This is a genomic window from Azospirillum sp. Marseille-Q6669 (assembly GCF_965111635.1).
Map to the genome: position 1 here is coordinate 1,002,345 of NZ_CBCOOP010000001.1, position 21,602 is coordinate 1,023,946.

Consider the following 21,602-nt stretch of genomic DNA (forward strand, 5'->3'; position numbering starts at 1 on the left):
CGCAGCGGCGGCGGAGGGAGGGAGCATCCGGTGAAGGCCATCATCGAGGGCGTGCGCATCGCGGGATTCCGGGCCGCCGTGCCGCCGCACCGCCATTCCTTCCTGGAGGACCATTCCCTCTTCACGGCGGAGGAAGCGGAAAAGCTGTTCGCCACCACCGGCGTGTACGAGCGGCGCATCGCCCCGCCGCACATCTGCGCGTCGGACATGTGCGTGGCGGCGGCGGAAGGGCTGCTCGCCCAGCTCGGCTGGGACCCGGCCAGCGTCGACGTTCTGGTCTTCGTGTCGCAGGACCCCGACTACAACGTCCCGGCGACCTCCTGCGTCATGCAGAAGCGGCTGGGGCTGGCGACGGGGGCGGCCTGCTTCGACGTGAATCTGGGCTGTTCCGGCTTCGTCTATGGGTTGTGGATGGCCGGGCGGCTGCTCGGCGGATCGACGGGCCGACGGGCCATCGTTCTGTGCGGCGACACCAGCTCGCGCCACCTCGTGCCGGGCGACCGCTCCACCCTGCCGCTGTTCGGCGACGCGGGCGGGGCCGTGGCTTTGGAAGTCACCCAAGGGGCGCCGCCGATCCACGTCGTCGTCGGCACCGATGGCGGCGGGGCCAAGAACATCTGGGTCAAGGCCGGCGGGCGCCGCAATTCGCTGGTGCCGGGACGCGAGCCCTGGCCGGCGGACAAGCAGGAACAGATGTTCACCGACTCGCGCCTGTCGCTGAACGGGGCGGAGGTGTTCGCCTTCACGCTGCGCGCCGTGCCGCCGCTGATCCGCGAGACGCTGGAGTTCGCCGGCGTCGGGGTGGAGGACATCGACCTCTGCGTGATGCACCAGGCCAACGCCTTCATGCTGGAGCATCTGCGCAAGAAGACCAAGTTCCCGCCGGAAAAATTCCTCGTCGACATGCACGACTTCGGCAACACCAGTTCCGCCTCCATCCCGCTGGCGGTCAGCCACCGGCTGGGCGAGGCGCTGTCCACCGGCACGCGCAAGATGCTGCTGGCCGGTTTCGGCGTCGGCTGGTCCTGGGGCGCCGTGGTCGCCGACGTCGGGCCGATCCCCGCCCCGGCGGTGCAGGAGATCCCCGACGACTTCCCCTTGCTGACCCCCTGAGCCGCCGGACCATGCGCAACCCGCTCGACCTCACGGGACGGCGCCTGCTGGTGACCGGAGCCTCCGCCGACAGCGACATCGGTCGGGAGATTTGTCGGACGCTGGCCGGGCTGGGCGCGGCCCTCACCCTGGTCGGCCGACGCGCCGACGCGCTGGAGGCCACCCGCGCCCTTCTGGACGGGCCGGAGCGGCACGGCGTCGCCCCCTTCGACCTGACCGACCTCGACGCCATCCCCGGCTGGATGAAGGGGTTGGCGGAAGTGGGCGGTCCCTTCGCCGGTCTGGTCCATTCCGCGTCGGAGCAGGGCTACTCCGTGCTGCGGCAGGTCAACCGGGCGCAGTTCGACCGCTATTTCACGCTGAACGTCGGGGCGTCGCTGATGCTGGCGCGCGGCTTCCACCAGAAGGGCGTCTTCGCACCGGGCGGCGGGGCGATCGTCTATGTCGGGTCGGTCGCCGGGCTGAAGGGCCAGAAGGGCCGCTCGCTCTACGCCGCGAGCAAGGCGGCGCTGGTCTCGGTGGCGCAGTCGTTGGCGCTGGAATTGGCCGATAAGCGCATCCGCGTCAATGTGGTCGCCCCGGCGGTGGTGCTGGGCACCAAGGCGGAGAAGCAGTTCGCCATGCTGCCGGCGGAGCAGAGCGCCGCGCTCGCTGCCGCCCACCCGCTGGGCTACGGCGCGCCGCAGGACGTGGCCGACGCGGTGGCCTACCTGCTGGCCGACAGCGGGCGCTGGGTGACCGGGACGGTGCTGCCCGTGGACGGTGGCTTCACCGCGGGTTGATCGCCTCCGCCAGCGCCCGCGCGATGCGCAAGGCACCCTGGCCATCGACGATCCCCGCCAGCTTGCCCGCCATGCTCCTCCGCCGCGCCGGGTCGGCCCAAAGCTCCAGAGCCACGTCAGCGATCCGCTCCGGAGCACCTTCGGTCTGCCCAGCCACCAGGGCGCACCAGCCCAGAGCCTCCGACTGGCGGGCGGCCTCTAACTGGTTGTCGGCAATGGTGACGAGGACGGCGGGCGTGCCGACGGCCGCCAGTTCCCCAGTCGTGGTGCCCGCCGCCGAGACGGCCAGCCCGGCCTGCGCCATCAGGAGCCCCATGCGCGGCGTGTCGCGGTGCAGCCGCACGCTGTCTTTGAAACGCCCCCCCGCGGCCTCTACCGCCGCCGCGTCACGCACCGCCCCGCCGACCGCCACATCCAGCCGGACGCCGGGCGGCAGGCGCGGCGCGAGACGTTCGATCACCGGAGCCGTCAGCCCCAGCGGGTCGGAGCCGCCGAAGGTGACCAGTAGGCCGCAGCGTTCCTCAAGCGGTGGCTTGGCCGCTGCCGCGGCCTCCCGCACCTCCCGCCGCAACGGCGCGTGAGCGGGGCCGAGCAGCAGCCGGGCGTCGGGGTTGCCCTTACGGTAGGGCAGCGACGCGGCGTCCGGCGCGGCGTTGACGATCAGCCCGGCGTGAATCGGCTCCCCCGTCCCGGCGTCGTCGAAGGCCAGGATGGGCAGCTCCGTCTCGTCCAGCCCGGCCCGCCAGCCTTCGGAGAATCCATAACCGTCCAGCACGACGGCGGCGGCGCCGGCTTGCGCCGCGATGGCGCGCGTCGCGGCAAGGTCGGCGACGCTGCCGGGGGCCGCGTCGATCCGGTGAACGGCCATACCGGCAGCGCGCAGACGTTCCTCCAAAGCCGGTGGCAGGCTCGCCACCGTGAACAGCGCATCGCCGCCCAGCTCCTGCACGGCCTCCGCCACGGCGAGGCAGCGCATGACGTGCCCGGCCCCGATGGAGGCCCCGGCGTCGGCGCGGAACAGCACCCTCACGGGCCGTCTCCCGGCCTTCAATGCAGGGTCGGCGCGTTCAGCCCGGTGGGGCGCAGCCGCGTGCGGGCCGAGGACAGGCAGAAGGCATGCCAGTAGAGCGCGACCAGGGCGCCCGGCATGCTGTCCAGCTCATGCCCCGGCAAAGCGGTGATGTTCGCCGCGTGGGCCATGGCGGCGTTGGCGGCGTTGAGGCTGTGTTGCGCCGCCGGACCGATCCGCGCCAGCGTCTCCGCCAGCGCGCGGGCGTCGAGGCGCAGGGTCGCCGGGGCGACGGTCACCTGAGCGGTTCCATCGCGCAGGCGCCCGATGGCGATGTAGGCCTCCAGAAGGTCCGGCCGGTCCTCCGGACGAATCACCGCGGCGACCACGCGGTTGCCGGTCAGCGGGCCGGTGCCGTCGAACTCGAACACCACGGCGCGCTCGGCCTGCCGGGCCTCGGCCAGGGCGGCGGCGCGCTCCCCGGCGGAGACTCCAGCCAGCCGCATCGCCTCCTCGAACATCTCGGGCCGCCCACCGCCCTCGGCGTGGACGACCAGCGGAGCGTCCATCGTCGCGGCGATGGCGAGACGGCGCGCCATGACGTTGACCGCCGCCTCCGCCGCGTCCTGCGGAAGCGTGTCCTGCAGCAGCTCCGCGCCCTTGCGCAGCATCACCTCGGCGAAGCTGATGTCCGGGGCGGTGTCTGGGGTCATGGTGCGGTCTCCGTCGAAGATGGTCGGCTGTTGTACGCCAGCGTTGGGCGGTTTCTCAATGTTCGCCGCCATCAATGATAACCAATGGCGCCCGTTACCTTGCCGCGGAAAACCCAGTAGCTGTAGGCGGTGTAGATCAGGATCGTCGGAATCAGGAAGGCCATGCCGATCAGCAGGAAGACCTGGGTTTCCGGCGGGGCCGCCGCCTGCCACACGGTGATCCCCGGCGGGATCAGCACCGGCCACAGGCTGATCGCCAGCCCCAGATAGGACAGGGCGAACAGCCCCATGGCGAAGGCGAAGGGAAGCACCTCCCGCCCGTCGTCCAGCGCCCGCCACAGGCCGAAGGCGAGGAAGCCGACCATCAACGGCACCGGCGACAGCAGCAGGATGTTGGGCACCGAGAACCAGCGCGCGGCGATGGAGGCGTCCAGGAAGGGCGTCCACAGGCTGACCGCCGCGACCAGAACCAGCACCACGATGAGCAGCCGCCGCGCCACGCGGAAGCACCAGTCCTGCAGGATGCCGATCGTCCGCCAGATCAGCCATGTGCTCCCCAGCAGCGCGTAGCCGGCGATCAGCGCCACGCCGCAGAACAGGCTGAAGGGGGTCAGCCAGTCCAGCATGGTCCCGGCGAAGTTGCGCCCCTCCACCTCGATCCCCTGGATGAAGGAGCCGAGAACCACCCCCTGCGCGAAGGTGGCGAGCAGCGAGCCCAGGAAGAAGGCCTTGTTCCACAGATGGCGGCTGCTCCGCGCCTTGAAGCGGAACTCGAAGGCGACGCCGCGGAAGATCAGCGCGATCAGCATCAGCAGCAGCGGCAGATACATGGCCGGCAGAACGACGGCGTAGGCGATGGGAAAGGCCGCGAACAGCCCCGCCCCGCCGAGGATCAGCCACGTCTCGTTGAAGTCCCAGACCGGCGCCACGGAGTTCATCATCACATCCCGCGCCTCCTCGCTGGGGGCGAAGGGGTAGAGGATGCCGATGCCGAGGTCGAAGCCGTCCATCAGCACATACATGAAGACGGCGAAACCGACGATGGCGACCCAGGCGAGGGTCAGCAGGCTGCCTTCCATGGACGTCACTCCGCGGGTTCGATGGATTCGCCGGGCACCGACAGGGGCCGCTTCGGTTGGTGGCCCTGCGCCACCGCGGGAATCTCCAGATCCTCGTCGATCAACCGCGCCGGACCGATGGTCAGCAAGCGGAACAGGTAGTAGGTCCCGGCCCCGTAGATGATCGTGTAGACCACCATGAACACGATCAGCGAGGTCAGCACCGCCCCGCCGGTCAGCGCCGGAGTCACCGCATCCGCCGTGCGGATCATACCGTAGACCACCCATGGCTGGCGCCCGATCTCGGTGGTGAACCAACCGGCCAGGATGGCGATGAAGCCCAGCGGCATGCAGCCGACCAGAATCTTGTGAAACCAGTTCGGACTGTAGAGTCTCCCGCGCACCCGCTGCACCAGATGGATCAGCGCCACCGTCAGCATGACCATGCCGATGGCCACCATGATGCGGAAGGTCCAGAACAGGATCTCCGGGTTGGGCCGGTCCTCCACCGGGAAATTCTTCAGGCCCGGGACCACCCCGTCCCACTCGTGGGTCAGGATCAGGCTCGACAGGGCGGGAATGGCGATTTCGGCGTGGTTGGTCTCCGCCTCGTTGTCGGGGATGGCGAACAGGATCAGCGGTGCCCGCGCCCCGCCCTCCCAATGGCCCTCCATCGCGGCGATCTTGGCCGGCTGATGCTCCAGCGTGTTCAGCCCGTGCAGGTCGCCGAGGAAGATTTGCAAGGGAGCCAGGATGGTGATGAGCGCCAGCGACATGCTGAGGCCGACCCGCGCGTGCTCCAGGAAACGATTGCGCAGCAGGTAGAAGGCGCTGATGCCCGCCACCACGAATCCGGTGGTCAGGAACATCGCGGTCAGCATGTGGGCGAGCCGGTAGGGGAAGGAGGGGTTGAAAACCACCGCCCACCAGTCGGTGACGAAGAACCGCCCGTCGCGCAGTTCCGCCCCTGCCGGGGTGTGCATCCAGCTGTTAGCCGACAAAATCCAGAATGAGGACAGCACCGTCCCCGTGGCCACCAGCACCGCCGCCAGGAAATGAATGCCCCGCGGCACGCGGTCCCGTCCGAACAGGAGGATGCCGAGGAAGGCGGCCTCCAGAAAGAAGGCGGTCACCACCTCGTACTGGATCAGCGGCCCCAGCACGTTGCCGACGATGTCCGACCAGCGGCTCCAGTTCGTGCCGAACTGGTAGGTCATCACGATTCCCGAGACGACGCCCATGCCGAAGGAGATGGCGAAGATCCGCGTCCAGAATTCCGACAGGCTGCGGTACAGCGCCTTGCCGGTGATCAGCCACCGCGCTTCCAGAACCGCGATCCAGCAGGCGAGCCCCACCGTAAAAGATGGGAAAAGAATGTGAAAAGAAATCACGAAAGCGAACTGGATTCGTGACAGAAGCAGCGGATCGAGGTCCATGGCCGCGGTCCTCCGTTGGCGCTCACAGGGCCGATTCCAGCCGGCCCAACCGACCCCCAACGCGGTCTGTCCCGGGGAGTTCCCATTTTCCGGCTGCGGATACTTTCTTTCCCCCCACCCCTTGAACCGCCGCCGCGACCTCTTATTTCTAAGCTCTTGCCGACATCCACACATTCACGGCCGGCCCTGGGCCACAGCCGATCCCACCCCGCTCCGATGGCCCCGCCGGCCAGCCGGGCCGGGGGGCATCGGTCCATTGCAGGGTGTTTCCCGAGGATGCCGGAATCAGGAGAAGCTCTTTGACGGAACTGGCAGTTTCTGGCGAACCCCTCACCCTCTTTCTAAAAGAAACCCGCAAGTACGACTACCTCACCCCCGAGCAGGAACGCGACCTCGCCATCCGCTGGCGGGAGCGGCAGGACCGCCGCGCCCTCGACAAGCTGATCGGCAGCCACCTCCGGCTCGTCTTCAAAATGGCCCGCGGCTATCAGGGCTACGGCCTGCCGCTGTCCGACCTGATCGCCGAGGGCAACGTCGGCGTCATGCAGGCGGCGCAGAAGTTCGACCCCGACAAGGGTTTCCGCTTCGCCACCTACGCCTCCTGGTGGATCCGCGCGGCGATCCAGGAGTATGTGCTGCACAACTGGTCGCTGGTGAAGATCGGCACCACGGCGGCCCAGAAGAAGCTGTTCTTCAGCCTGCGCCGGCTGAAGGCGCAGCTGCAGGACGCCGAGAACGGCACATTCGGCGGCGACCTGTCTCCGGAAGCGGTGGAGAGCATCGCGACGGAGCTGGACGTTTCCAAGGCCGACGTGATCGAGATGAACCGCCGGCTGGGCACCGACCGCTCGCTCAACGCCACCTTGGCCGAGGACGGCGACAGCGAATGGCTGGACCTTCTGGCCGACGAGGGGCCCGACCAGGAGGCGATCCTGGCTGGCGCGCAGGAGCGCAAGCGCCGGCAGCAGTTCCTCAAGCTGGGGCTGGGCGTTCTGGACGACCGCGAGCGGCAGATCCTGGTGGCCCGCCGCCTGCGCGAGGAGCCGCTGACCCTGGAGGAGCTGAGCCAGCACTTCCACGTCTCGCGCGAGCGCGTGCGCCAGTTGGAGGTGCGCGCCTTCGAGAAGGTTCAGAAGGCGGTGATGGCCCAGGCCCGGCAAATTCCGGGCATCACCGGCAAGGCGCTGCTGCCGGTGTGACCGGCGGCAGCCTCCCCACGGTGCGTTACGGCGTGACGAAACGCGGCGGCTCCGGCAGCACGGAGGACCGCCGCCGCACGCCGCGCAGCGCGTGCTCCACCGTCGCGATCTGCTCCTCCACAGAGATCAGAATCTGCGACGTGACCTCCAGCGTCCGATCCTCGTAGACCCAGCCGTCCGGATGGCGGTCGCTCCAGGCGACGACCGTCCGGTCGCGTTCGTGCAGCAGGCTTATGATTTGCGGCCGGAACAGCCGAATCATCGCGGTGATCCAGCGGTTCGCCGGCCAGGACGGACGCGCGTGGTCGACGGTGAAGCTGTCGAGCATGCGGATCACGTCGTCGGCCGCGTACCACGTCTCCCCCGTTACCCAGCGGTTCGTCGTGAACAGGCGCACCGGCTGCCCCGCCACGTCCATGGCGATCCCCACCAGATGGGACAGCGCGTCGTTGGGGTTGTCCGGCTCCTCGTAATCCCGCAGCGGCAGCGGCTCCATACCCGGCGGCATGCCCAGCGGGCGCAGGAAGGTGTGGAAGTGCCCGTGCTCGCCGTCGGGCCGCTCGTCCTCGGGGTGGCAATGATAATAGTACTGGGCGTGATACTCAGCGTCATAGACGTCGCCCGGCGGGTAGTGGCGCCATTCGTAGAGCGTGCCGTGCCCGCGCAGCAATTCCCCCACCACGGTGTCGCCGGTCTTGGCGAGGACGCGCTGGCACAGCCGGACCTCCCGCGCGGCCTCCAACATCGCCTGCAACTCGTCGCGCGAAAGCTCCGAAAGCTCCATCATCGGATGCTCTGCCACGTCAGCCCCTGCCCTTCCCAGATCCCTATTACGTATGAGGCTTTGTACGCATAGCAAGCGCTTTCCTTAACGGACGCCCGCCGAACGGCCATGGCCGGCATCCGCACGGAACACCGCCTCGCCCCGCCGCAGGGTCCAATCCACCAGCGCGCCTTCCACCTGGCCCAGCGCCGTGTTGAAGGCGGCGATCACGTCGGTGAAATCCGACCCGCGCACCGGGACCACGGCATCGAAGGTCTCGCCCGCCTCGATGGTCCGGTTGGGCATGGCGACCAGCTTGGCCGACAGCCGCACCCGCACCCGGTCCGGCGCCGCGGCGCTGGCATCGCTGAATTCCGCCTGGAAGTCGCGCAGTTCGGTCTTCAACAGGAAGTCGGAGCGCAAGCCCGCCGAATCGCGCCCGACCGAGACGATCCGCTGGCTGTCCTCGAAGGACTGGACGATCAGCCCCTGCACCATATTCGGCGCCCGGTCGGCCCAGGACACCCCGGCGAAGTAGTCGAGCGCGGTGGCGGAGCGGGTGACCGCAATACGCGGCGTGTCAATCCCGGCGCTGGCCGCCGGAGGCTCCACCAGCAACTGCCAGCGCACCGGCGGAAGCCCGGACTCCGCCACGGTCCCCGGCGTCAGCGTGTAGAGGCTGGGCGCGGTGGGGTTCAGCGCCGCGCAGCCGGTCATCAGGCCGACCGCCAGCAGCGCCGCCCCCACCCCCTTCATTAAACGGCTCATCATCGTCCACGCACCTCCACGCCCTGGCGGGTTCCGCCGAACAGGAAGTTCGACGGGTCGTTCTCGATCCGCGTCACGACGCGGGACAATTGCCCCGACAGGTCGCGCAACTGCGAGATCAGCAAGGTCAGCTCATACAGCCCGCCGCCGGTGAAGTCGCGGATCGCCCCGCGGTTCTCCCCGATCATGGCGTTGAGCTGGGTGGCGGTCTTGTTCAGCGATCCGGCCAGCGTGTGCAAGTCGCCCGTCAGGGTCTTGGTGCCGCTCTCCACCGCGGCCAGTGTGCGCTGCGCCTGGTCCATGGCTTCACCGATCTGCGGCCCGACCGTCTCGAAGCCCTGTAGTGTCCGGTTGGCCTGGGCGAGCGTCGTGTCCAGCCCCTGGCTGGCGCGGGCCAGCTCGCCGGTCAGGTCGCGGGTGTTGGCCAGGATCTCGGCGATGGCCGCCTGGTTCTGCGGTGTCAGCAGGTCCGCCACCCGGTTGGTCAGGTCCAATGCGCGGTTCAAAAGCTGCGGGGCGGCGTCGACGAAGACCGTGAGCGACGACGGGCGCGACGGGATCACCGGGATGCCGCCGTCATGCGCCGTGCGCAGAAGCTCGCTCATCTCCGTGCCGCCGGAAATCTGGACATAGGCGCCGCCGGTGATGCCCTGGACCTCCAGCGAGGCGATGGAGTCGGTCTTGATCGGCGTGCCTTCCTGCACCTCGATCCGCACGCGCACGCGGCTGACGTCGTTGGGGTCCAGGCGGATGTCGGTCGCCGTGCCCACGGGAATGCCGCGGTAGCGCACCGGGCTGCCCTCCTGCAAACCCGTCACCGAGCCGGTGAAGTAGATGTAATAGGGCTGGCGCGTCTCCTCCAGCTGGATCTTGGCGACCCATACCGTGAAGACGAAGAGGCCGGCGAGCAAGGCCAACACGAAGCTGCCCACGAGGATGTAGCTGGTGCGGGTTTCCATGGCGTCCGGTCAGCTTTCTGCATGGCGCGCGGCGCGGCCGCGCGGTCCGTGGAAATAGTCGTGAATCCAGGGATGCGGGTCGCGGAGATGCTCCTCCAGCGTGCCCACGCGAATCTTCTTGTCCACCAGCACGGCGATGCGGTCGCAGATCGAGGTCAGGCTGTCCAGGTCATGGGTGACCATGAAGACGGTCAGCCCCAGGCTGCGCTGGAGGTTGCGGATCAGCTGGTCGAAGGCGGCGGCGCCGATGGGGTCCAGACCGGCCGTCGGCTCGTCGAGGAACAGGATGTCGGGATCAAGGGCCAGCGCGCGGGCCAGCCCGGCGCGCTTGATCATGCCGCCCGACAGCTCCGACGGGAACTTCGCCCCGGCGTTGGCCGGCAGGCCGGACATGGCGATCTTCACCCGCGCGATCTCCGCCGCCAGCGCCGCCGACAGGTCGGTGTGCTCGCGCAAGGGAACCATGACGTTCTGCGCCACGGTCATCGAGCTGAACAGAGCGCCGTTCTGGAACAGCACGCCGGTGCGCGCCTGGAGCGCCACCCGCTCCGCCTCCGGCAGGTCGGCGGTGTCGCGGCCGAGAAGCTCGATCCGGCCGTCCGCCGGGCGGATCAGCCCGAGGATTTCCTTGAGCAGGACCGACTTGCCGGTGCCCGACCCGCCGACCACGCCCAGCACCTCCCCCCGCCGCACGTCGAGGTCGAGCCCGTCATGGACCACCTGCGGGCCGAAGCGCGTGACCAGCCCGCGCACGCGGATCACCGCGTCCTGCGCATCCGGTTGTCTGTCGTCAAACGGCGCCACTGTCCCTCACAGCCTGAGAAAGGAGAACAGGACGGAGAACACCGCGTCCAGGACGATCACCAGGAAGATGGACTCCACCACCGACTTGGTGGTCAGCGTGCCGACGCTCTCGGCGCTGCCGGAGACCTTCAGCCCCTCGTAACAGCCGACCATGGCGATCACCAGCGCGAAGACCGGCGCCTTCACCAGTCCAACCACGAAATGCGGCAGCGTGACGGCGCCGTGAAGCTGGCGGATGAACTGCCCAAAGGTGATGTCCAGCGTCGCGTAGCTCATCACCGCACCGCCGAACAGCCCCATGATGTCGGCGTAGAAGGCCAGCAGCGGCAGGGTGATCATCAGGGCCAGCGCGCGCGGCACCACCAGAAGCTCCACCACGTCCAGCCCCAGCGTGCTGATGGCGTCCACCTCCTGGTTCACCTTCATGGTGCCGATCTGCGCGGTGAAGGCGGAGCCGGAGCGTCCCGCCACGATGATGGCGGTCATCAGGATGCCGATCTCGCGCAGGATGGACACACCCAACAGGTTGACCACGAACAGCTCCGCCCCGAAGCGGCGAAGCTGGTCCGCCCCCTGGAAGGCCAGCACCACGCCGATCAGGAAGGACAGCAGCCCGAGGATCGGCAGGGCGTTCAGCCCGGTCTGCTCGATGTGGAACATCACCGAGCGGAAGCGCAGCCGCCGCGGATTGACGATCAGCCGCCCGAAGGTGATCGCGATGAGGCCGAGGAAGGACAGCAGGTCCCGCCCCTCGCGCAGCCCATCCACGGCGGTGCGACCGGTGCGCTCCAGCATGTCGAGGATCGGGTGGTGCGTCGCCGCCCGCTCGACCGGCGGGGGACCGACCTCGCGCACGGCGTCGAACAGGGCGGCGTGCTCCGGGCGGATGGCGGCCAGATCGACGCCGTGGCCCGCCGCCTTCAGCCGGTCGGACAGGGCGGACAGCAGATAGGCCCCCACCGTGTCCATGGCGTCCAGCCGCGACAGGTCGAGGCTGACCGCCCCGCCGCCGTCCAGCGCGAAGCGGTCGAGCGTGCCCGACAGGGGGCCAGCGGCCTTCAAATCCCAATGGCCGAGAGCCGTCAGCCGCCACTCACCGTCGCCGGCGCGCGACGATTCCAACCACGCCCTTTCGCGCGCCATGCCCCGTCCTGCCCTTCCCTTCCGGTGCCGCCATGCGGCAATGCTCATGCTTGTGGAGAGGAACTTGGCCGCAAGCCCCCCCGATGGTCAACCTCAAGCCGGGGAAAAACAGCCGCACAGCGGTGGTTTGCACGCGGACGGCCGCCCCGATAGTATGGCGCCGCCGTTGCACAGGAACCTTTTCACCATGCCGAACCCCATCGATTTGAAGAACCACATCCGCGGCATCGCCGACTTCCCCAAGCCCGGCATCCTCTTCTACGACATCTCCCCGCTGCTGGCTCACGCCGAGGCGTGGAAGGAAGCGGTGGACCAGCTCGCCGAGGCGCTGCGCCCGCACAAGCCGGAACTGCTGGTGGGCATCGAATCCCGCGGCTTCCTGATCGCCGCCCCGCTGGCCCTGGCGCTCGGCACCGGCTTCATCATGGTGCGCAAGCACGGCAAGCTGCCCGGCGACAAGGTCGCCCATTCCTATGACCTGGAATACGGCACCGACACCATCGAGGTTCAGGCCGACGCCGTGAAGCCCGGCCAGCGCGTGGTCGTCCTCGACGATCTGCTGGCGACCGGCGGCACCATGGCCGCAGCGATCAGCCTGCTGCGCCGCGTCGGCGCCGACGTCCGCGCCGCCGCCTTCCTGGTCGAGCTGACCTTCCTCAACGGCCGCGACAAGCTGGACGTGCCCAGCGTCTCGCTGATGAGCTACGATTCGTAAAAGCGCCTTCCGGAAAGGCGTCTGCCCATCGTTTGTGCGAAGGCAGCGCGACACAGGTCCTTGTCCCCCCTGGGGAGAAGGTCAGGATGAGGGGGCGCCGAAGGCGGCCACCGCCGCAGGACAGGAGCTTTTCTCCGCCCTGCCGGGCGTAAATCCCCCTCACCCGGCCCTCTCCCCAGGAAGGAGAGGGTTTGGACCGGTCATGGCACAGCGCTTGCGAGAGTTGCCGGTCACAGTTGCTCGGCAGGGCGCCCCATGACCCATATGGCCCCGGTGATTCTCGAACAGCCGCCCCTCCTGGCCGTCCGGCCTCCCGAAACCGTTTCCATGCGGACGCGCGACAGTGTGCGGCTGGACGCCGACCTCTACCGCCCCGACGGGGTCGGCCCCTGGCCGGTCCTGCTGCTGCGTCTGGCCTGCGGGCGGCGCACGGCGATGACCAGCCATTATGCGCACCCGCGCTGGTACGCCGCCCGCGGTTATGTCGTCGTGGTGCAGGACGTGCGCGGTCGCGGCACGTCGGAGGGCCGATTCCGCCCCTTCGAGGCGGAGCGCGAGGACGGCGCCGACGCGGTGGCCTGGGCGGCTTCCTTGCCCGGTTCCAATGGGACGGTGGGCATGTACGGCAGCGGCTACGCCGGCATGGCGCAGCTCCTGGCTCTGGCCGAGCGGCCCGCCGCGTTGCGCGCGGTGGTCCCGGCGCTGGCCGGCTGGGACGTGTTCACCGACTGGGCGACGGAGGGCGGGGCCTTCCGGCTGGCCGACGCGATGGGTTGGGCGCTGCACTGCGCGGCGGAGTCCGCCCGCCGGCTGGAGGATGGCGCGGCCTACCGCGCGCTCCTGGAGGCGATCCGCAGCCTGCCGCTGGACGACGAGATCCCCTCCCGCCCGCGGGTGCTGCGAGATTACGCACGGCATTGCCATTACGACGACTGGCTGACCACACCCGGCCCTGGCGGAAGCTGGGACGAACTGTCCCCCCGCCACGCCCTGTCCGACGGCGGGTTCGGAGAGGTGTCCATCCTGCAGATCGGCGGCTGGTACGACCCGCGCCTGACCGGCACGCTGGCGGCGCACGAGGCCCTGTCCACCGGCAGCGACGGCACCGTCCGCCTGCTGGTCGGCCCCTGGGATCGCCACGGGGTGGCGGTCCATGCCGGGCTCGACAGCCTGAAGCCGTCCGACGTGCCGTCCTTCGACGCCCTGCAACTCGGCTGGTTCGAGCGCTTCCTGAAAGGGGAGATGAACGGCGCGGAGCGCGGCGGGCCGATCCGTCTGTTCGACGTTCTGGAACGCCGCTGGCGCGACCTGCCGGCCCTGCCGCCCGCCGCACAGCCGCTGCATCTGTCGAGCGACGGACTCGCCACGCGGCGCGGCGGTGCTCTGCGCGACGATGCTCCGGACGAAGCGTTCCTCGACGTGCTGGTCCACGATCCGCGTGATCCAGTGCCCACCGTGGGCGGTCACGCGGTGCCCGACGCCGGCCCACGCGACCGCGCCGCCGCAGACGCCCGCCCCGACGTGGCGGTCTACGACACCGCGCCGCTCACCGCGCCGCTGACGCTGTCCGGCCTCGCAGCTTTGGAAATCTGGGTGGAGGCGGACGCCCCGTCCTTCGACGTCAGCGCCGTCCTGTCCGCCGTGCTGCCCGACGGCCGCGTCCTGCCGCTCAGCCAGGGTCACGCGCGGGTCGAACCGGGCGGCGAGCAGCGTCCCATGCCGGTGGTCCTGCGCGCGCTCTGCGCGACCCTACCCACCGGAAGCGCGCTGCGCCTCAGCCTCGCCGGGTCCTGCTTCCCGGCCTATCCCATCAATCCGGGAACGGGAGCCGAGCCGGGCGAAACCCGGCTGGTGGACGCGCAGCCGATCACCCTGCTCATCCACGGCGGCGGCGCCCGCCCGTCGCGCCTGCTGCTGCCGGCCCGAGGCTGACCGTCAAACCCCGTCAGAGGCGCCGGCCATAGCCCTCGTCATGGTCGCCGTCGAAGCCGTGCTCATCCTCGTCGGCCGGCTCGAAGTCGCGAAGGGCGCGGGCGGCGCTGCGCAGGCACAGATTCAGGCTGCGGTCGAGCAGGCGCATCATCAGGTCGCGGAACGGCGTCTTGTCGCCGAGCGACCAGGCGCGCTCGACCATCGCGGCGTACATCTCGCGATCCTCGTCCGTGATCACCACCGGCGGGAAACCGGCGCGGTTGAGGATCAGATTGCACAGCAGAAGCGCGGTCGCCGCGTTGCCCTGGAAGAAGGGGCGGACGCTCATCAGCCGGTGATGCGCCTCGAAGGCGGCCTCCGGCCCCGCTTCCGTCCGGCGCAGCCAGCCGGACAGCGCCGACATCGACACCCGCACCTTCGCCGGATCGGGCGAAGCCCCGGCGTCGTCCTTCAGCGCGCCGTCCCGGTAGCGCCCGGCGTTCGTGTCGATCCCCTGATAGAGCACGCCGTGGAAGGCCGCGATGGTGCGCTCCGTCACCACCCCGCCGCCCTGGAAGGACAGGCGGGCCATCAGTTCCAGCGCGGCCCGATGGTTGAGCGCGAGGCGCTGCGGCTCGGCCGGTCGGCTGCGCAGCACCGCGCCACGGTCCAACACCATGCGGATGTCCTCGGAGGACAGTTCCCCCCCCTCGACAAGGAGGCAGGCGGTGGTCAGGCCGCGCTCGAATCGGTCGGCCAGATCGCGGACCACCGTCAGCGGCATCGGCCGGGCGTCGTCCAGAACCCGCTTCTTCTCCAGAATATCGTCCAGCAGCGCCATCGTCCCGAACTCCGCAGATCCCTGGCATTTTCATAATGCCTGGACGGCGCGCGGGGAAGCACATCCTTTGCCGGCCCACAAGATCAACAGGGTGCGGCGCAACCTCCGGCCTGCGGTTTTTTGCCGCTTGTGCCGCCGCGGTTGCCGGTTTTAACATCGCAATACAAGATTTCCGCCCCCCTATACTCGCCTGACCCGGCCCTCTGAAAGGATTGATCCGATGCAACATGTTGCCTGGGATAAATCGATGAGCGTCGGCGTCGAAAATCTCGACGACGACCACCGAAAATTGCTCGACATGTTCAACCGGCTGCTGAAGGCCGGGATCGCGGAGAAGGACCGTGACAGCCTGTCCGGGCTGCTGGGGGGTTTGCAGGAATACACGACCGTGCATTTCGAGCGGGAGGAGGCGCTGATGGAGCAGCAGGGCTATCCCGGCCTCGACGCCCACCGGGCCGCGCACCGCTATTTCATCGACGAGGTGCACAAGCTGACCCTGGACGATGACGACAGCAACGAGATGATGCTACGCATCGACCTGATCCTCCTCCTGAAGGAATGGTTCATCGAGCACATCCAGTCGGTGGACAAGCAGTACAGCCCCTTCATGGCCGAAGACGCCGGCAGCACCGCCGCCCATTGAGCGCACGCGCGAAAGCCCCCGCACCGGGTGGAGCGGGGGCGTCTCGTCAGCGCCTCGGAGGCCGGCACCCGATCAGAAGGCCATATCAGAAGGCCATGGTGCCGCCCGCCTCGCGAAGGCGCAGATTGTTCTGGACGTGACGGACGCCGGAGATGGCGTCGGCCAGATCCTCGGCGCGGCGCTTCGCCATGCGGTCGTCCACCGTGCCGTCCAACGTGACCTCGCCACCCGACACGGTCACCGCGATGTCGGTGGCGTCGAGGTAGGGGTCCTCGGTCAGGCGGTCGTTCAAGTCGTCGCGGATTCGCTCGTCCGACCGGGTGTAGCCTCGTGGGCCGCGGCCGCGGAACTGGGCGCGCCGCTCGTCCTCCTCGCGGCGGCGCTCGGCATCGTCATTGCCGAACCAGGAGGCGACTTCGTCACCGGCCTGCTCCCAGAAGTTGCGCTCCCGCGCCATGCCGATGGGCTCGTCGCGATAGCGCTCACCCCGCACCCGGTCATCCCACCCGCGGTCGTCGCGATGCCATCCGCGCTCGGCGTGACCCCAGTCGCTGCCCCAGCGGCGGCTGGGATCGCGTCCGCCGGAACCGCCGCTTTCGTAATCACTCCGGGGATAACCGCCTGCGCCGTAGGCGCTGCGCCCAAATTCGTTGCGGTCGCGGACGGCGCGGCGGTCGTCCTCGTCCACGTTGCGGGCCTCGTCCTTCCACCGGTTCTCGTACTGAGCCATCGTGCCAGACTCCCGTTCGCCGTTGCCCGCCGCCCATCCGGACGGCCCTTTTGCAACAGGACGGAGCCGGGCTGCGTTCCCCTTTCGGCGCATCGCCGGAGTGTCTGCACAATCTGGCACGCGGATTGCTGCGCTGCACACAGTCATCCACGCAGCCTTGGCCTCGGTCCCCCTTCGGACCGGGGCTTCTTTTTTTTCCGGGAGGGAAGTTAAGCCGCGCTGACCCAGTGGCGGATCGGGCTGCGCGACAGGGCGGAGTTGCTGTAGGCCGCCCGGTGCGTGATCTCCGCGCCCACCCAATCGGGAAGCGGAACGACTTGGTCGGGATGGGACAGTTCGACCTCGGCGATCACCAGACCGGCGTTCTCGCCGCCGAACACGTCGACTTCCCAGCGGAGACCATGGTGATGGATGAGATGGCGGGTCTTCTCGATCAGGCCGCCACGACAACTGTGACGCAGCAGACCCAGGGCGAGGTCGAGGGGGAGTCGGTGTTCGACCTCCTCGCGGCACAGGCCGCGACGGGGGCCTTTGACGGTCAGCGTGGCGTCCGGCCCGGCCACCCGGACCCGCACCGTGCGGCCATCGTCAGAGGGCAGATAGCCCTGGACGATGGACAGGCCATTTCGGCACAGGGGACGGATATCCCTCCGCACCAGAAAGCGCCGTTCGATCTCAACCGCCATGATATCCGCCTTTCGGCATATCGGACGCCGCTGAGGATAATCGCCCGCGACGTTGCGGCGCAACCATGCCTCATACGCATGAAGTCCATTCCTGCGTTGCGGTATTACCATTTGGACACATCATCGAACAAGCGCCCACGACGCGGTTACCGACGCTCCGTGGTGGGAGCGGCCACCCGTTCTGGGGTAGCATGCCGCCATGGCACAAGACTTCGCACCCTGGTTGATCCTGTTCGCCCTTTACGGCGCGCCCCTCCTCCACGTGATGCTGTCACGGCGCGGCGGCCCGTGGCGTCCCCCGCCCGGCACGCGCTGCCCCTTCGGCCCGCGGGCCGGCTGGGTGGTGATGGTTCTGATTTTGGGGCCGATCGGCTGGCTGATGTTCGTCATGCGCAACGGGCGCCGTTCCCGTCCCGGCCGCAGCCCCGGAGCGTGACGCCCGGAAGCCGGTGGCGGAACGGGAACGGCGCCCGCGCGTTGGGTTGCCCGGACGGTTTGCCCGTCAGATGCGGCCCATCAGCAGCAGCACGATCAGGACCAGCAGCAGCACGCCGAGGATACCGCTCGGGCCATAGCCCCAACCGCGGCTGTGCGGCCAGGCCGGAACCGCGCCGATTAGAACGAGAATCAAAATGATGAGCAGAATGGTGCCGATGCTCATGACGTCCTCCCAAATGTGGAGCTTTCGCTGAGAAGAACGCGAGCTTGGCCGGCTGGTTCCTGCCCCTCTCCTGTTCTTTGGCGCCCGTCATCTCCATTCGGGGAAGCAACGCCCTACCCTTCCGGCTTTTCTACGAAGTTCACGTCCACTGACTTTCCCCGGCTCACAAAGGCGGTCCGGCGCGGCGACTCGGGCGTTCCCACACCTTCGCCAGCAGCGCCAGCTTGCTCCGCCCCGGCAACCGTTCGTCCGACAGCGCTTCCAGGAAGTCGGCCAGACGCTTGGAGCGCATCACACTGAAGGCGATCAGACCGACCGTCGCCAGCAGGACGAACAGAAAGAATAGAACACGCGTCGGCAGTGGGTCGTCGGCCATGGCGAGCAGATTCATGCCGAGGAAGCCGGTGACCAGCGTGCCGATGGTGCTGACCACCGTGACCACGGTCAGCCGCAGCACCGTGTTGGCCTGCCGCCGCAGCCCATCGCTGTCCAAATAGTCCGACATGTCCTGAACCTCGTCCCGCACCTCGGCGTAGAGGCGGTCGGTGCCGAGATGCCCAGCCCACAGGCGGAACAGGTCGCGCAGCGGCCCCTGGATCGACAGCTCGTGGAACCAGTAGCGGTGGGTGAAGCGCAGGAAGATCTCGAACACCTGCCGGATGTCGCGCTTGAACCGCTTCACCGAATCCACGGTGCCGATGTCGAGCTGGCTGACCGCCAGCACCAGCCGGTCGGACAGCATCACCAGCGCCGCCCGGTGGAAATGCACGACCAGCCCCAGCAGGAAATACTGGTGCCGGAACTGGCCGAGCAGCCCGGTTTCCGCGTCGGTGAAGAAGGCGTCGCCCTCCGGCCCTACCATGACCAGCGAGTGGCCGCAGCACAGGATGCGGCTGCGCGTCCAGGCGCCGGGCGCCCGCGGGTCCCAGTAGCGGTCGTAGCAGTAGCGCTGCTCGAACCCGTCCAGGAAGGCGGTGGCAAAGGGCATCACCTCGCTGGGTCCCAGCCCTGGCGAGGTGGCGAAGCCCAGCCGCACCCAATCCGCCCGTTCCAGCCGTTCCGGCTCGTCCAGCGACAGATAGGCCATGGCCGGCATCCGCTGATATTCGAGCTGGCGGTAGCGGAGCAGCCCGGTCTCCTCCGAATGGTGGTGGACCAGGGGACGCAGAAGGAACAACCAGTGGGCGGCGATGCGCGGCGCCCGGTGGCGGCACACGAAGGACAGGTAATCGGCCCTCCGCTCATAGTCCGAGACGGCCAGCACGGCGCCGTCGGCGCCGATCCATTCGACGCGGTGCGGGCACTGCGCCGCGCTGCCGTCCGGCTCCCAGGCGGGCGGATAGGTGCGGCCCAGCCGGAACAGCGTGTCCTGCACGCGGTCCAGCGGAATGTCCTCGCCGAACAGCTCGACGACGAGGATCGCCACATCGACGTCGTGGAAGAAATGCAGATCGACATGGGCGATGGCGAAGCGCAGCGGCGCCTGCCCCCGCCGCAGTGTGACCATCAGCGCCGCCACGTCGCGCCGCCGGAAGGCGCGGATCGGAGAACCGCCATAGCCGGGCCGATGGTCGCGCGATTCCCCCTCGCCATAGAGGAAGCGCTGCACATAGGGCAGGAAGGACACGAACTCGCTGTAATGACGCTCACTGAATTCGCCGGGGTCCTGAGTGAACTCGTCCGCCACCTCCTGCCAGGGACAGCCCGGCCCACCGAGCCACTCCCAATGGTTCTGGACCTGCGCGCCCGCCTTCAGCGGCATCAACTGCACCGGCCACAGCAGGATTTCGCGAAACCGGCGCACGCGGATCGGGCTCTCGTCCATGGCGCCCCTCCCCCTTGTCCCTCTTTTCCCACATCCTAGCAGAGTCCGGACCGGCGAAAACGCCGCACCAAGGTGGGGTTGCCGGGCATCGGCACCATCCCATCGAACCGGCCCATTAACCAGGACGAAAGCCCGGCCCTGGTAGCCTCCCCCGTTCAGATCATGCGCCGGAGGAGGATTCATTTGCCGATGACGCGCCGGATCGGGCTGTTCCTGTTGATGGCCGGGCTGGGAACGGCCACGTCCGCCCTGGCCGTGGAGGCCCCTGTCTCCAACATTGTCTCCGACACCGTCTGCGCTGGCGAGGGTGCCGGGCGGCGCTGCACCGTGTCCGCCGTCCAGCCCTTCCCCGACAACCGCGGCGGCCTCGGCGAGCTGAGCATCAGCGCGGTGCGCGACGCGGCCTGCACCTCCCTCTACATCGTGTTCGACGAGCCCATCGCGCTCGCCCGCCCGGTCACCCTGGCGGTGGACGGCGCCCCGCCGCAGCGTTTCTACACACCGCAGCAGCTTTCCGAGCTCGCCGATGCGCTCGATGAAGCAGGCCAGCCCAACACGGCTTCGGAGGCGGGGCCGCCCGAATTCACCCGCTTCCTAAGTCAGGTGGCCGAGGGCGCCATCGCCGACGAGGACGCCGGGGCGGAAATGTTGAGGCGCTTCGCCGCCATCAAGGAGCCGCGGCGCATCGGCCTGACCTGTGGCCCGATGGAGCGTCTGATGCCGCTGATCCGCTCGGACCGCCCCCTGCGGCTGGAGTTCCAAAAGCAGGCCGGCAGCGCGACACAGGTCTATCACTGGCCGCGGCTCGACCGGCGGACCGTGGAGTTCCGGTTGGGCGGCCTGCTGGAAGCCCTGGACCGGGCGATGCCCGGCTCCTGACGGCGCTGCCAAGGAACGCCGTCCGGGGTACCCATTCCGGCCGCTTGACCGCACCCACTCTTTGCCGTCCGACTCGCCCCATGAGGATGAATTCGGTGAAGGCGGCCCGGGCAAGCGGCTGTCCGACTTGAGAGCGCGCGCCGTCATCCCCATCCTGTCAAGGCAGGACCCACCCATCGAAGACGGAGGAGAGCGGAGCGTGTTCGGCTTTGCGCGCAAACTGTGGTCGGACCCGGAGCCCGTCGCGAGCCATGTGCCGCGGGGCGTGCGCGTCTACGCGGTGGGCGACATCCACGGACGCCTGGATCTGCTGGACCAGTTGCTGGCGCAGATCGACCGCGACGCGGCGAGCGGTGCCGACCTCGTCAAGTATCTGGTCTTCCTCGGCGATTATGTGGACCGCGGTCCGGATTCCGCGATGGTCATCGAACGGCTGTGCCGGGAACCGCTGCCCGGCTTCGGCGCCATCCACCTGCGCGGCAACCACGAGGCCGCGATGATGGACTTCATCGAGAAGCCGGAGGCCGGGCCGGACTGGCTGGAGTATGGCGGGCGGGCGACGCTGGCCAGCTACGGCGTTCCGGCCCCCGTCGAGGACGCCCCGCCGGAGCATGTGGACGAAGCCCGCCAGCGCTTCGCCGCCGCCCTGCCGCCCCATCACCGGGCCTTCCTGGCCGGGCTCCGCTCCAGCGTCGCCATCGGCGACTATCTGTTCGTCCATGCCGGCATCCGCCCCGGCCTGCCGCTGCACCGCCAGCGGGATGAGGACCTGCTGTGGATCCGGCGGGAGTTCCTGACCTCCCACCTCGACCACGGCAAGCTCGTCGTGCACGGCCACACCATCGTCGAGCAGCCGGACATCCGCTCCAACCGCATCGGCATCGACACCGGGGCCTACGCTTCCAACCGGCTGACCGCGCTGGTCCTGGAGGGTGGGGAGCGCCGCTTCCTTTGCACCATCTGA

23 protein-coding genes are annotated in these 21,602 nt (G+C 68.8%); 9 read left to right on the forward strand and 14 right to left on the reverse strand.

All coding sequences use genetic code 11. The features are described 5' to 3' along the window. The first annotated feature begins 30 nt into the window (after window positions 1-30). Together ACWPXE_RS04260 and ACWPXE_RS04265 are read left to right on the forward strand one after the other, a co-directional pair. Window positions 31-1,113, forward strand: a complete 1,083-nt coding sequence (locus ACWPXE_RS04260; RefSeq protein WP_454016818.1) for a 3-oxoacyl-ACP synthase III family protein — start codon at window positions 31-33, stop codon at window positions 1,111-1,113. A gap of 11 nt (window positions 1,114-1,124) precedes the next feature. After that, window positions 1,125-1,895, forward strand: a complete 771-nt coding sequence (locus ACWPXE_RS04265; protein WP_454016819.1) for an SDR family NAD(P)-dependent oxidoreductase — start codon at window positions 1,125-1,127, stop codon at window positions 1,893-1,895. On the opposite strand, the gene pseG is transcribed toward ACWPXE_RS04265, so the two are convergent. The 4 genes from pseG to ACWPXE_RS04285 form a co-directional block, all read right to left on the reverse strand. Further along, on the reverse strand, window positions 1,882-2,925 hold the full coding sequence (gene pseG / locus ACWPXE_RS04270) for a UDP-2,4-diacetamido-2,4,6-trideoxy-beta-L-altropyranose hydrolase (RefSeq protein ID WP_454016820.1): 1,044 nt from the start codon (window positions 2,923-2,925) through the stop codon (window positions 1,882-1,884). The two genes, ACWPXE_RS04265 and pseG, sit on opposite strands and share 14 nt — an antisense overlap. A gap of 17 nt (window positions 2,926-2,942) precedes the next feature. Then, a complete protein-coding gene (locus tag ACWPXE_RS04275) occupies window positions 2,943-3,617 on the reverse strand; it encodes a hypothetical protein (protein WP_454016821.1) in 675 nt (224 codons plus the stop codon). 71 nt (window positions 3,618-3,688) lie between these two features. Continuing rightward, complete coding sequence (gene cydB, locus ACWPXE_RS04280; RefSeq protein ID WP_454016822.1) at window positions 3,689-4,696, reverse strand: cytochrome d ubiquinol oxidase subunit II; 1,008 nt, start codon at window positions 4,694-4,696, stop codon at window positions 3,689-3,691. A 5-nt stretch (window positions 4,697-4,701) separates the two neighbouring features. Next, a complete protein-coding gene (locus ACWPXE_RS04285; protein ID WP_454016823.1) occupies window positions 4,702-6,111 on the reverse strand; it encodes a cytochrome ubiquinol oxidase subunit I in 1,410 nt (469 codons plus the stop codon). 299 nt (window positions 6,112-6,410) lie between these two features. Between ACWPXE_RS04285 and rpoH the strand changes: the two genes are divergently transcribed. Beyond that, window positions 6,411-7,310 carry an RNA polymerase sigma factor RpoH gene (gene rpoH / locus ACWPXE_RS04290; protein WP_454016824.1) on the forward strand — a complete coding sequence of 300 codons (900 nt, stop codon included), beginning with the start codon at window positions 6,411-6,413 and terminating at the stop codon, window positions 7,308-7,310. Window positions 7,311-7,335: 25 nt separating this feature from the next. Here rpoH and ACWPXE_RS04295 read toward each other — a convergent pair whose 3' ends face one another. The 5 genes from ACWPXE_RS04295 to ACWPXE_RS04315 all read right to left on the reverse strand — a co-directional run bounded on the left by ACWPXE_RS04295 (window position 7,336) and on the right by ACWPXE_RS04315 (window position 11,747). Continuing rightward, the gene (locus ACWPXE_RS04295) at window positions 7,336-8,097 is read right to left on the reverse strand and encodes a DUF6969 family protein (protein ID WP_454016825.1); all 762 of its coding nucleotides are present in this window, start codon (window positions 8,095-8,097) and stop codon (window positions 7,336-7,338) included. An 81-nt stretch (window positions 8,098-8,178) separates the two neighbouring features. Continuing rightward, window positions 8,179-8,844 carry an ABC-type transport auxiliary lipoprotein family protein gene (locus tag ACWPXE_RS04300; protein WP_454016826.1) on the reverse strand — a complete coding sequence of 222 codons (666 nt, stop codon included), beginning with the start codon at window positions 8,842-8,844 and terminating at the stop codon, window positions 8,179-8,181. Continuing rightward, window positions 8,841-9,800 (reverse strand): MlaD family protein, encoded by a 960-nt coding sequence (locus tag ACWPXE_RS04305; protein WP_454016827.1) that lies wholly within the window; start codon window positions 9,798-9,800, stop codon window positions 8,841-8,843. Before ACWPXE_RS04305 ends, ACWPXE_RS04300 begins: the two co-directional genes overlap by 4 nt. A gap of 9 nt (window positions 9,801-9,809) precedes the next feature. After that, on the reverse strand, window positions 9,810-10,562 hold the full coding sequence (locus ACWPXE_RS04310; RefSeq protein WP_454016828.1) for an ABC transporter ATP-binding protein: 753 nt from the start codon (window positions 10,560-10,562) through the stop codon (window positions 9,810-9,812). Window positions 10,563-10,610: 48 nt separating this feature from the next. Further along, a complete protein-coding gene (locus tag ACWPXE_RS04315) occupies window positions 10,611-11,747 on the reverse strand; it encodes an MlaE family lipid ABC transporter permease subunit (RefSeq protein ID WP_454016829.1) in 1,137 nt (378 codons plus the stop codon). Window positions 11,748-11,946: 199 nt separating this feature from the next. On the opposite strand from ACWPXE_RS04315, the gene ACWPXE_RS04320 reads away from it, so the two are divergent. Beyond that, window positions 11,947-12,462, forward strand: coding sequence for an adenine phosphoribosyltransferase (locus tag ACWPXE_RS04320; RefSeq protein WP_035678983.1), 516 nt, complete (start codon window positions 11,947-11,949; stop codon window positions 12,460-12,462). Window positions 12,463-12,717: 255 nt separating this feature from the next. Continuing rightward, complete coding sequence (locus tag ACWPXE_RS04325) at window positions 12,718-14,394, forward strand: CocE/NonD family hydrolase (protein ID WP_454016830.1); 1,677 nt, start codon at window positions 12,718-12,720, stop codon at window positions 14,392-14,394. A gap of 13 nt (window positions 14,395-14,407) precedes the next feature. Here ACWPXE_RS04325 and ACWPXE_RS04330 read toward each other — a convergent pair whose 3' ends face one another. After that, complete coding sequence (locus tag ACWPXE_RS04330) at window positions 14,408-15,214, reverse strand: Fic family protein (protein WP_454016831.1); 807 nt, start codon at window positions 15,212-15,214, stop codon at window positions 14,408-14,410. A gap of 220 nt (window positions 15,215-15,434) precedes the next feature. Here ACWPXE_RS04330 and ACWPXE_RS04335 point away from each other — a divergent pair, with 220 nt between their 5' ends. Beyond that, window positions 15,435-15,857: a bacteriohemerythrin gene (locus ACWPXE_RS04335; protein ID WP_454016832.1), complete on the forward strand. Its 423-nt coding sequence runs from the start codon at window positions 15,435-15,437 to the stop codon at window positions 15,855-15,857. Between the two features lie 85 nt (window positions 15,858-15,942). Here the strand turns inward: ACWPXE_RS04335 and ACWPXE_RS04340 are convergent, their stop codons facing one another. Both ACWPXE_RS04340 and ACWPXE_RS04345 read right to left on the reverse strand, forming a co-directional pair. Further along, window positions 15,943-16,587, reverse strand: a complete 645-nt coding sequence (locus tag ACWPXE_RS04340) for a BON domain-containing protein (protein WP_454016833.1) — start codon at window positions 16,585-16,587, stop codon at window positions 15,943-15,945. Between the two features lie 209 nt (window positions 16,588-16,796). Continuing rightward, on the reverse strand, window positions 16,797-17,273 hold the full coding sequence (locus ACWPXE_RS04345; protein ID WP_454016834.1) for a CYTH domain-containing protein: 477 nt from the start codon (window positions 17,271-17,273) through the stop codon (window positions 16,797-16,799). A 199-nt stretch (window positions 17,274-17,472) separates the two neighbouring features. Between ACWPXE_RS04345 and ACWPXE_RS04350 the strand changes: the two genes are divergently transcribed. Then, window positions 17,473-17,709, forward strand: coding sequence for a hypothetical protein (locus tag ACWPXE_RS04350; RefSeq protein WP_014198603.1), 237 nt, complete (start codon window positions 17,473-17,475; stop codon window positions 17,707-17,709). A gap of 66 nt (window positions 17,710-17,775) precedes the next feature. Here the strand turns inward: ACWPXE_RS04350 and ACWPXE_RS04355 are convergent, their stop codons facing one another. Together ACWPXE_RS04355 and ACWPXE_RS04360 are read right to left on the reverse strand one after the other, a co-directional pair. Beyond that, window positions 17,776-17,934, reverse strand: a complete 159-nt coding sequence (locus tag ACWPXE_RS04355; RefSeq protein ID WP_014198602.1) for a DUF3309 family protein — start codon at window positions 17,932-17,934, stop codon at window positions 17,776-17,778. A gap of 163 nt (window positions 17,935-18,097) precedes the next feature. Beyond that, on the reverse strand, window positions 18,098-19,759 hold the full coding sequence (locus tag ACWPXE_RS04360) for a CorA family divalent cation transporter (RefSeq protein WP_454016835.1): 1,662 nt from the start codon (window positions 19,757-19,759) through the stop codon (window positions 18,098-18,100). A gap of 189 nt (window positions 19,760-19,948) precedes the next feature. Here ACWPXE_RS04360 and ACWPXE_RS04365 point away from each other — a divergent pair, with 189 nt between their 5' ends. Together ACWPXE_RS04365 and ACWPXE_RS04370 are read left to right on the forward strand one after the other, a co-directional pair. After that, entirely contained in the window at window positions 19,949-20,638 is a 690-nt protein-coding gene (locus tag ACWPXE_RS04365; protein WP_454016836.1) for a hypothetical protein, read from the forward strand. A 199-nt stretch (window positions 20,639-20,837) separates the two neighbouring features. After that, window positions 20,838-21,602, forward strand: a complete 765-nt coding sequence (locus ACWPXE_RS04370) for a metallophosphoesterase family protein (RefSeq protein ID WP_454016837.1) — start codon at window positions 20,838-20,840, stop codon at window positions 21,600-21,602.

Coding starts and splice junctions, on each gene's coding strand:
- ACWPXE_RS04355 (WP_014198602.1), bottom strand. CDS start 17,934: ATGAGCATCGGCACCATTCTGCTCATCATTTTGATTCTCGTTCTAATC.
- ACWPXE_RS04275 (WP_454016821.1), bottom strand. CDS start 3,617: ATGACCCCAGACACCGCCCCGGACATCAGCTTCGCCGAGGTGATGCTG.
- ACWPXE_RS04305 (WP_454016827.1), bottom strand. CDS start 9,800: ATGGAAACCCGCACCAGCTACATCCTCGTGGGCAGCTTCGTGTTGGCC.
- ACWPXE_RS04350 (WP_014198603.1), top strand. CDS start 17,473: ATGGCACAAGACTTCGCACCCTGGTTGATCCTGTTCGCCCTTTACGGC.
- ACWPXE_RS04300 (WP_454016826.1), bottom strand. CDS start 8,844: ATGATGAGCCGTTTAATGAAGGGGGTGGGGGCGGCGCTGCTGGCGGTC.
- ACWPXE_RS04330 (WP_454016831.1), bottom strand. CDS start 15,214: ATGGCGCTGCTGGACGATATTCTGGAGAAGAAGCGGGTTCTGGACGAC.
- ACWPXE_RS04335 (WP_454016832.1), top strand. CDS start 15,435: ATGCAACATGTTGCCTGGGATAAATCGATGAGCGTCGGCGTCGAAAAT.
- ACWPXE_RS04265 (WP_454016819.1), top strand. CDS start 1,125: ATGCGCAACCCGCTCGACCTCACGGGACGGCGCCTGCTGGTGACCGGA.
- ACWPXE_RS04315 (WP_454016829.1), bottom strand. CDS start 11,747: ATGGCGCGCGAAAGGGCGTGGTTGGAATCGTCGCGCGCCGGCGACGGT.
- ACWPXE_RS04325 (WP_454016830.1), top strand. CDS start 12,718: ATGACCCATATGGCCCCGGTGATTCTCGAACAGCCGCCCCTCCTGGCC.
- ACWPXE_RS04345 (WP_454016834.1), bottom strand. CDS start 17,273: ATGGCGGTTGAGATCGAACGGCGCTTTCTGGTGCGGAGGGATATCCGT.
- ACWPXE_RS04365 (WP_454016836.1), top strand. CDS start 19,949: ATGACGCGCCGGATCGGGCTGTTCCTGTTGATGGCCGGGCTGGGAACG.
- ACWPXE_RS04295 (WP_454016825.1), bottom strand. CDS start 8,097: ATGATGGAGCTTTCGGAGCTTTCGCGCGACGAGTTGCAGGCGATGTTG.
- ACWPXE_RS04360 (WP_454016835.1), bottom strand. CDS start 19,759: ATGGACGAGAGCCCGATCCGCGTGCGCCGGTTTCGCGAAATCCTGCTG.
- cydB (WP_454016822.1), bottom strand. CDS start 4,696: ATGGAAGGCAGCCTGCTGACCCTCGCCTGGGTCGCCATCGTCGGTTTC.
- ACWPXE_RS04340 (WP_454016833.1), bottom strand. CDS start 16,587: ATGGCTCAGTACGAGAACCGGTGGAAGGACGAGGCCCGCAACGTGGAC.
- ACWPXE_RS04285 (WP_454016823.1), bottom strand. CDS start 6,111: ATGGACCTCGATCCGCTGCTTCTGTCACGAATCCAGTTCGCTTTCGTG.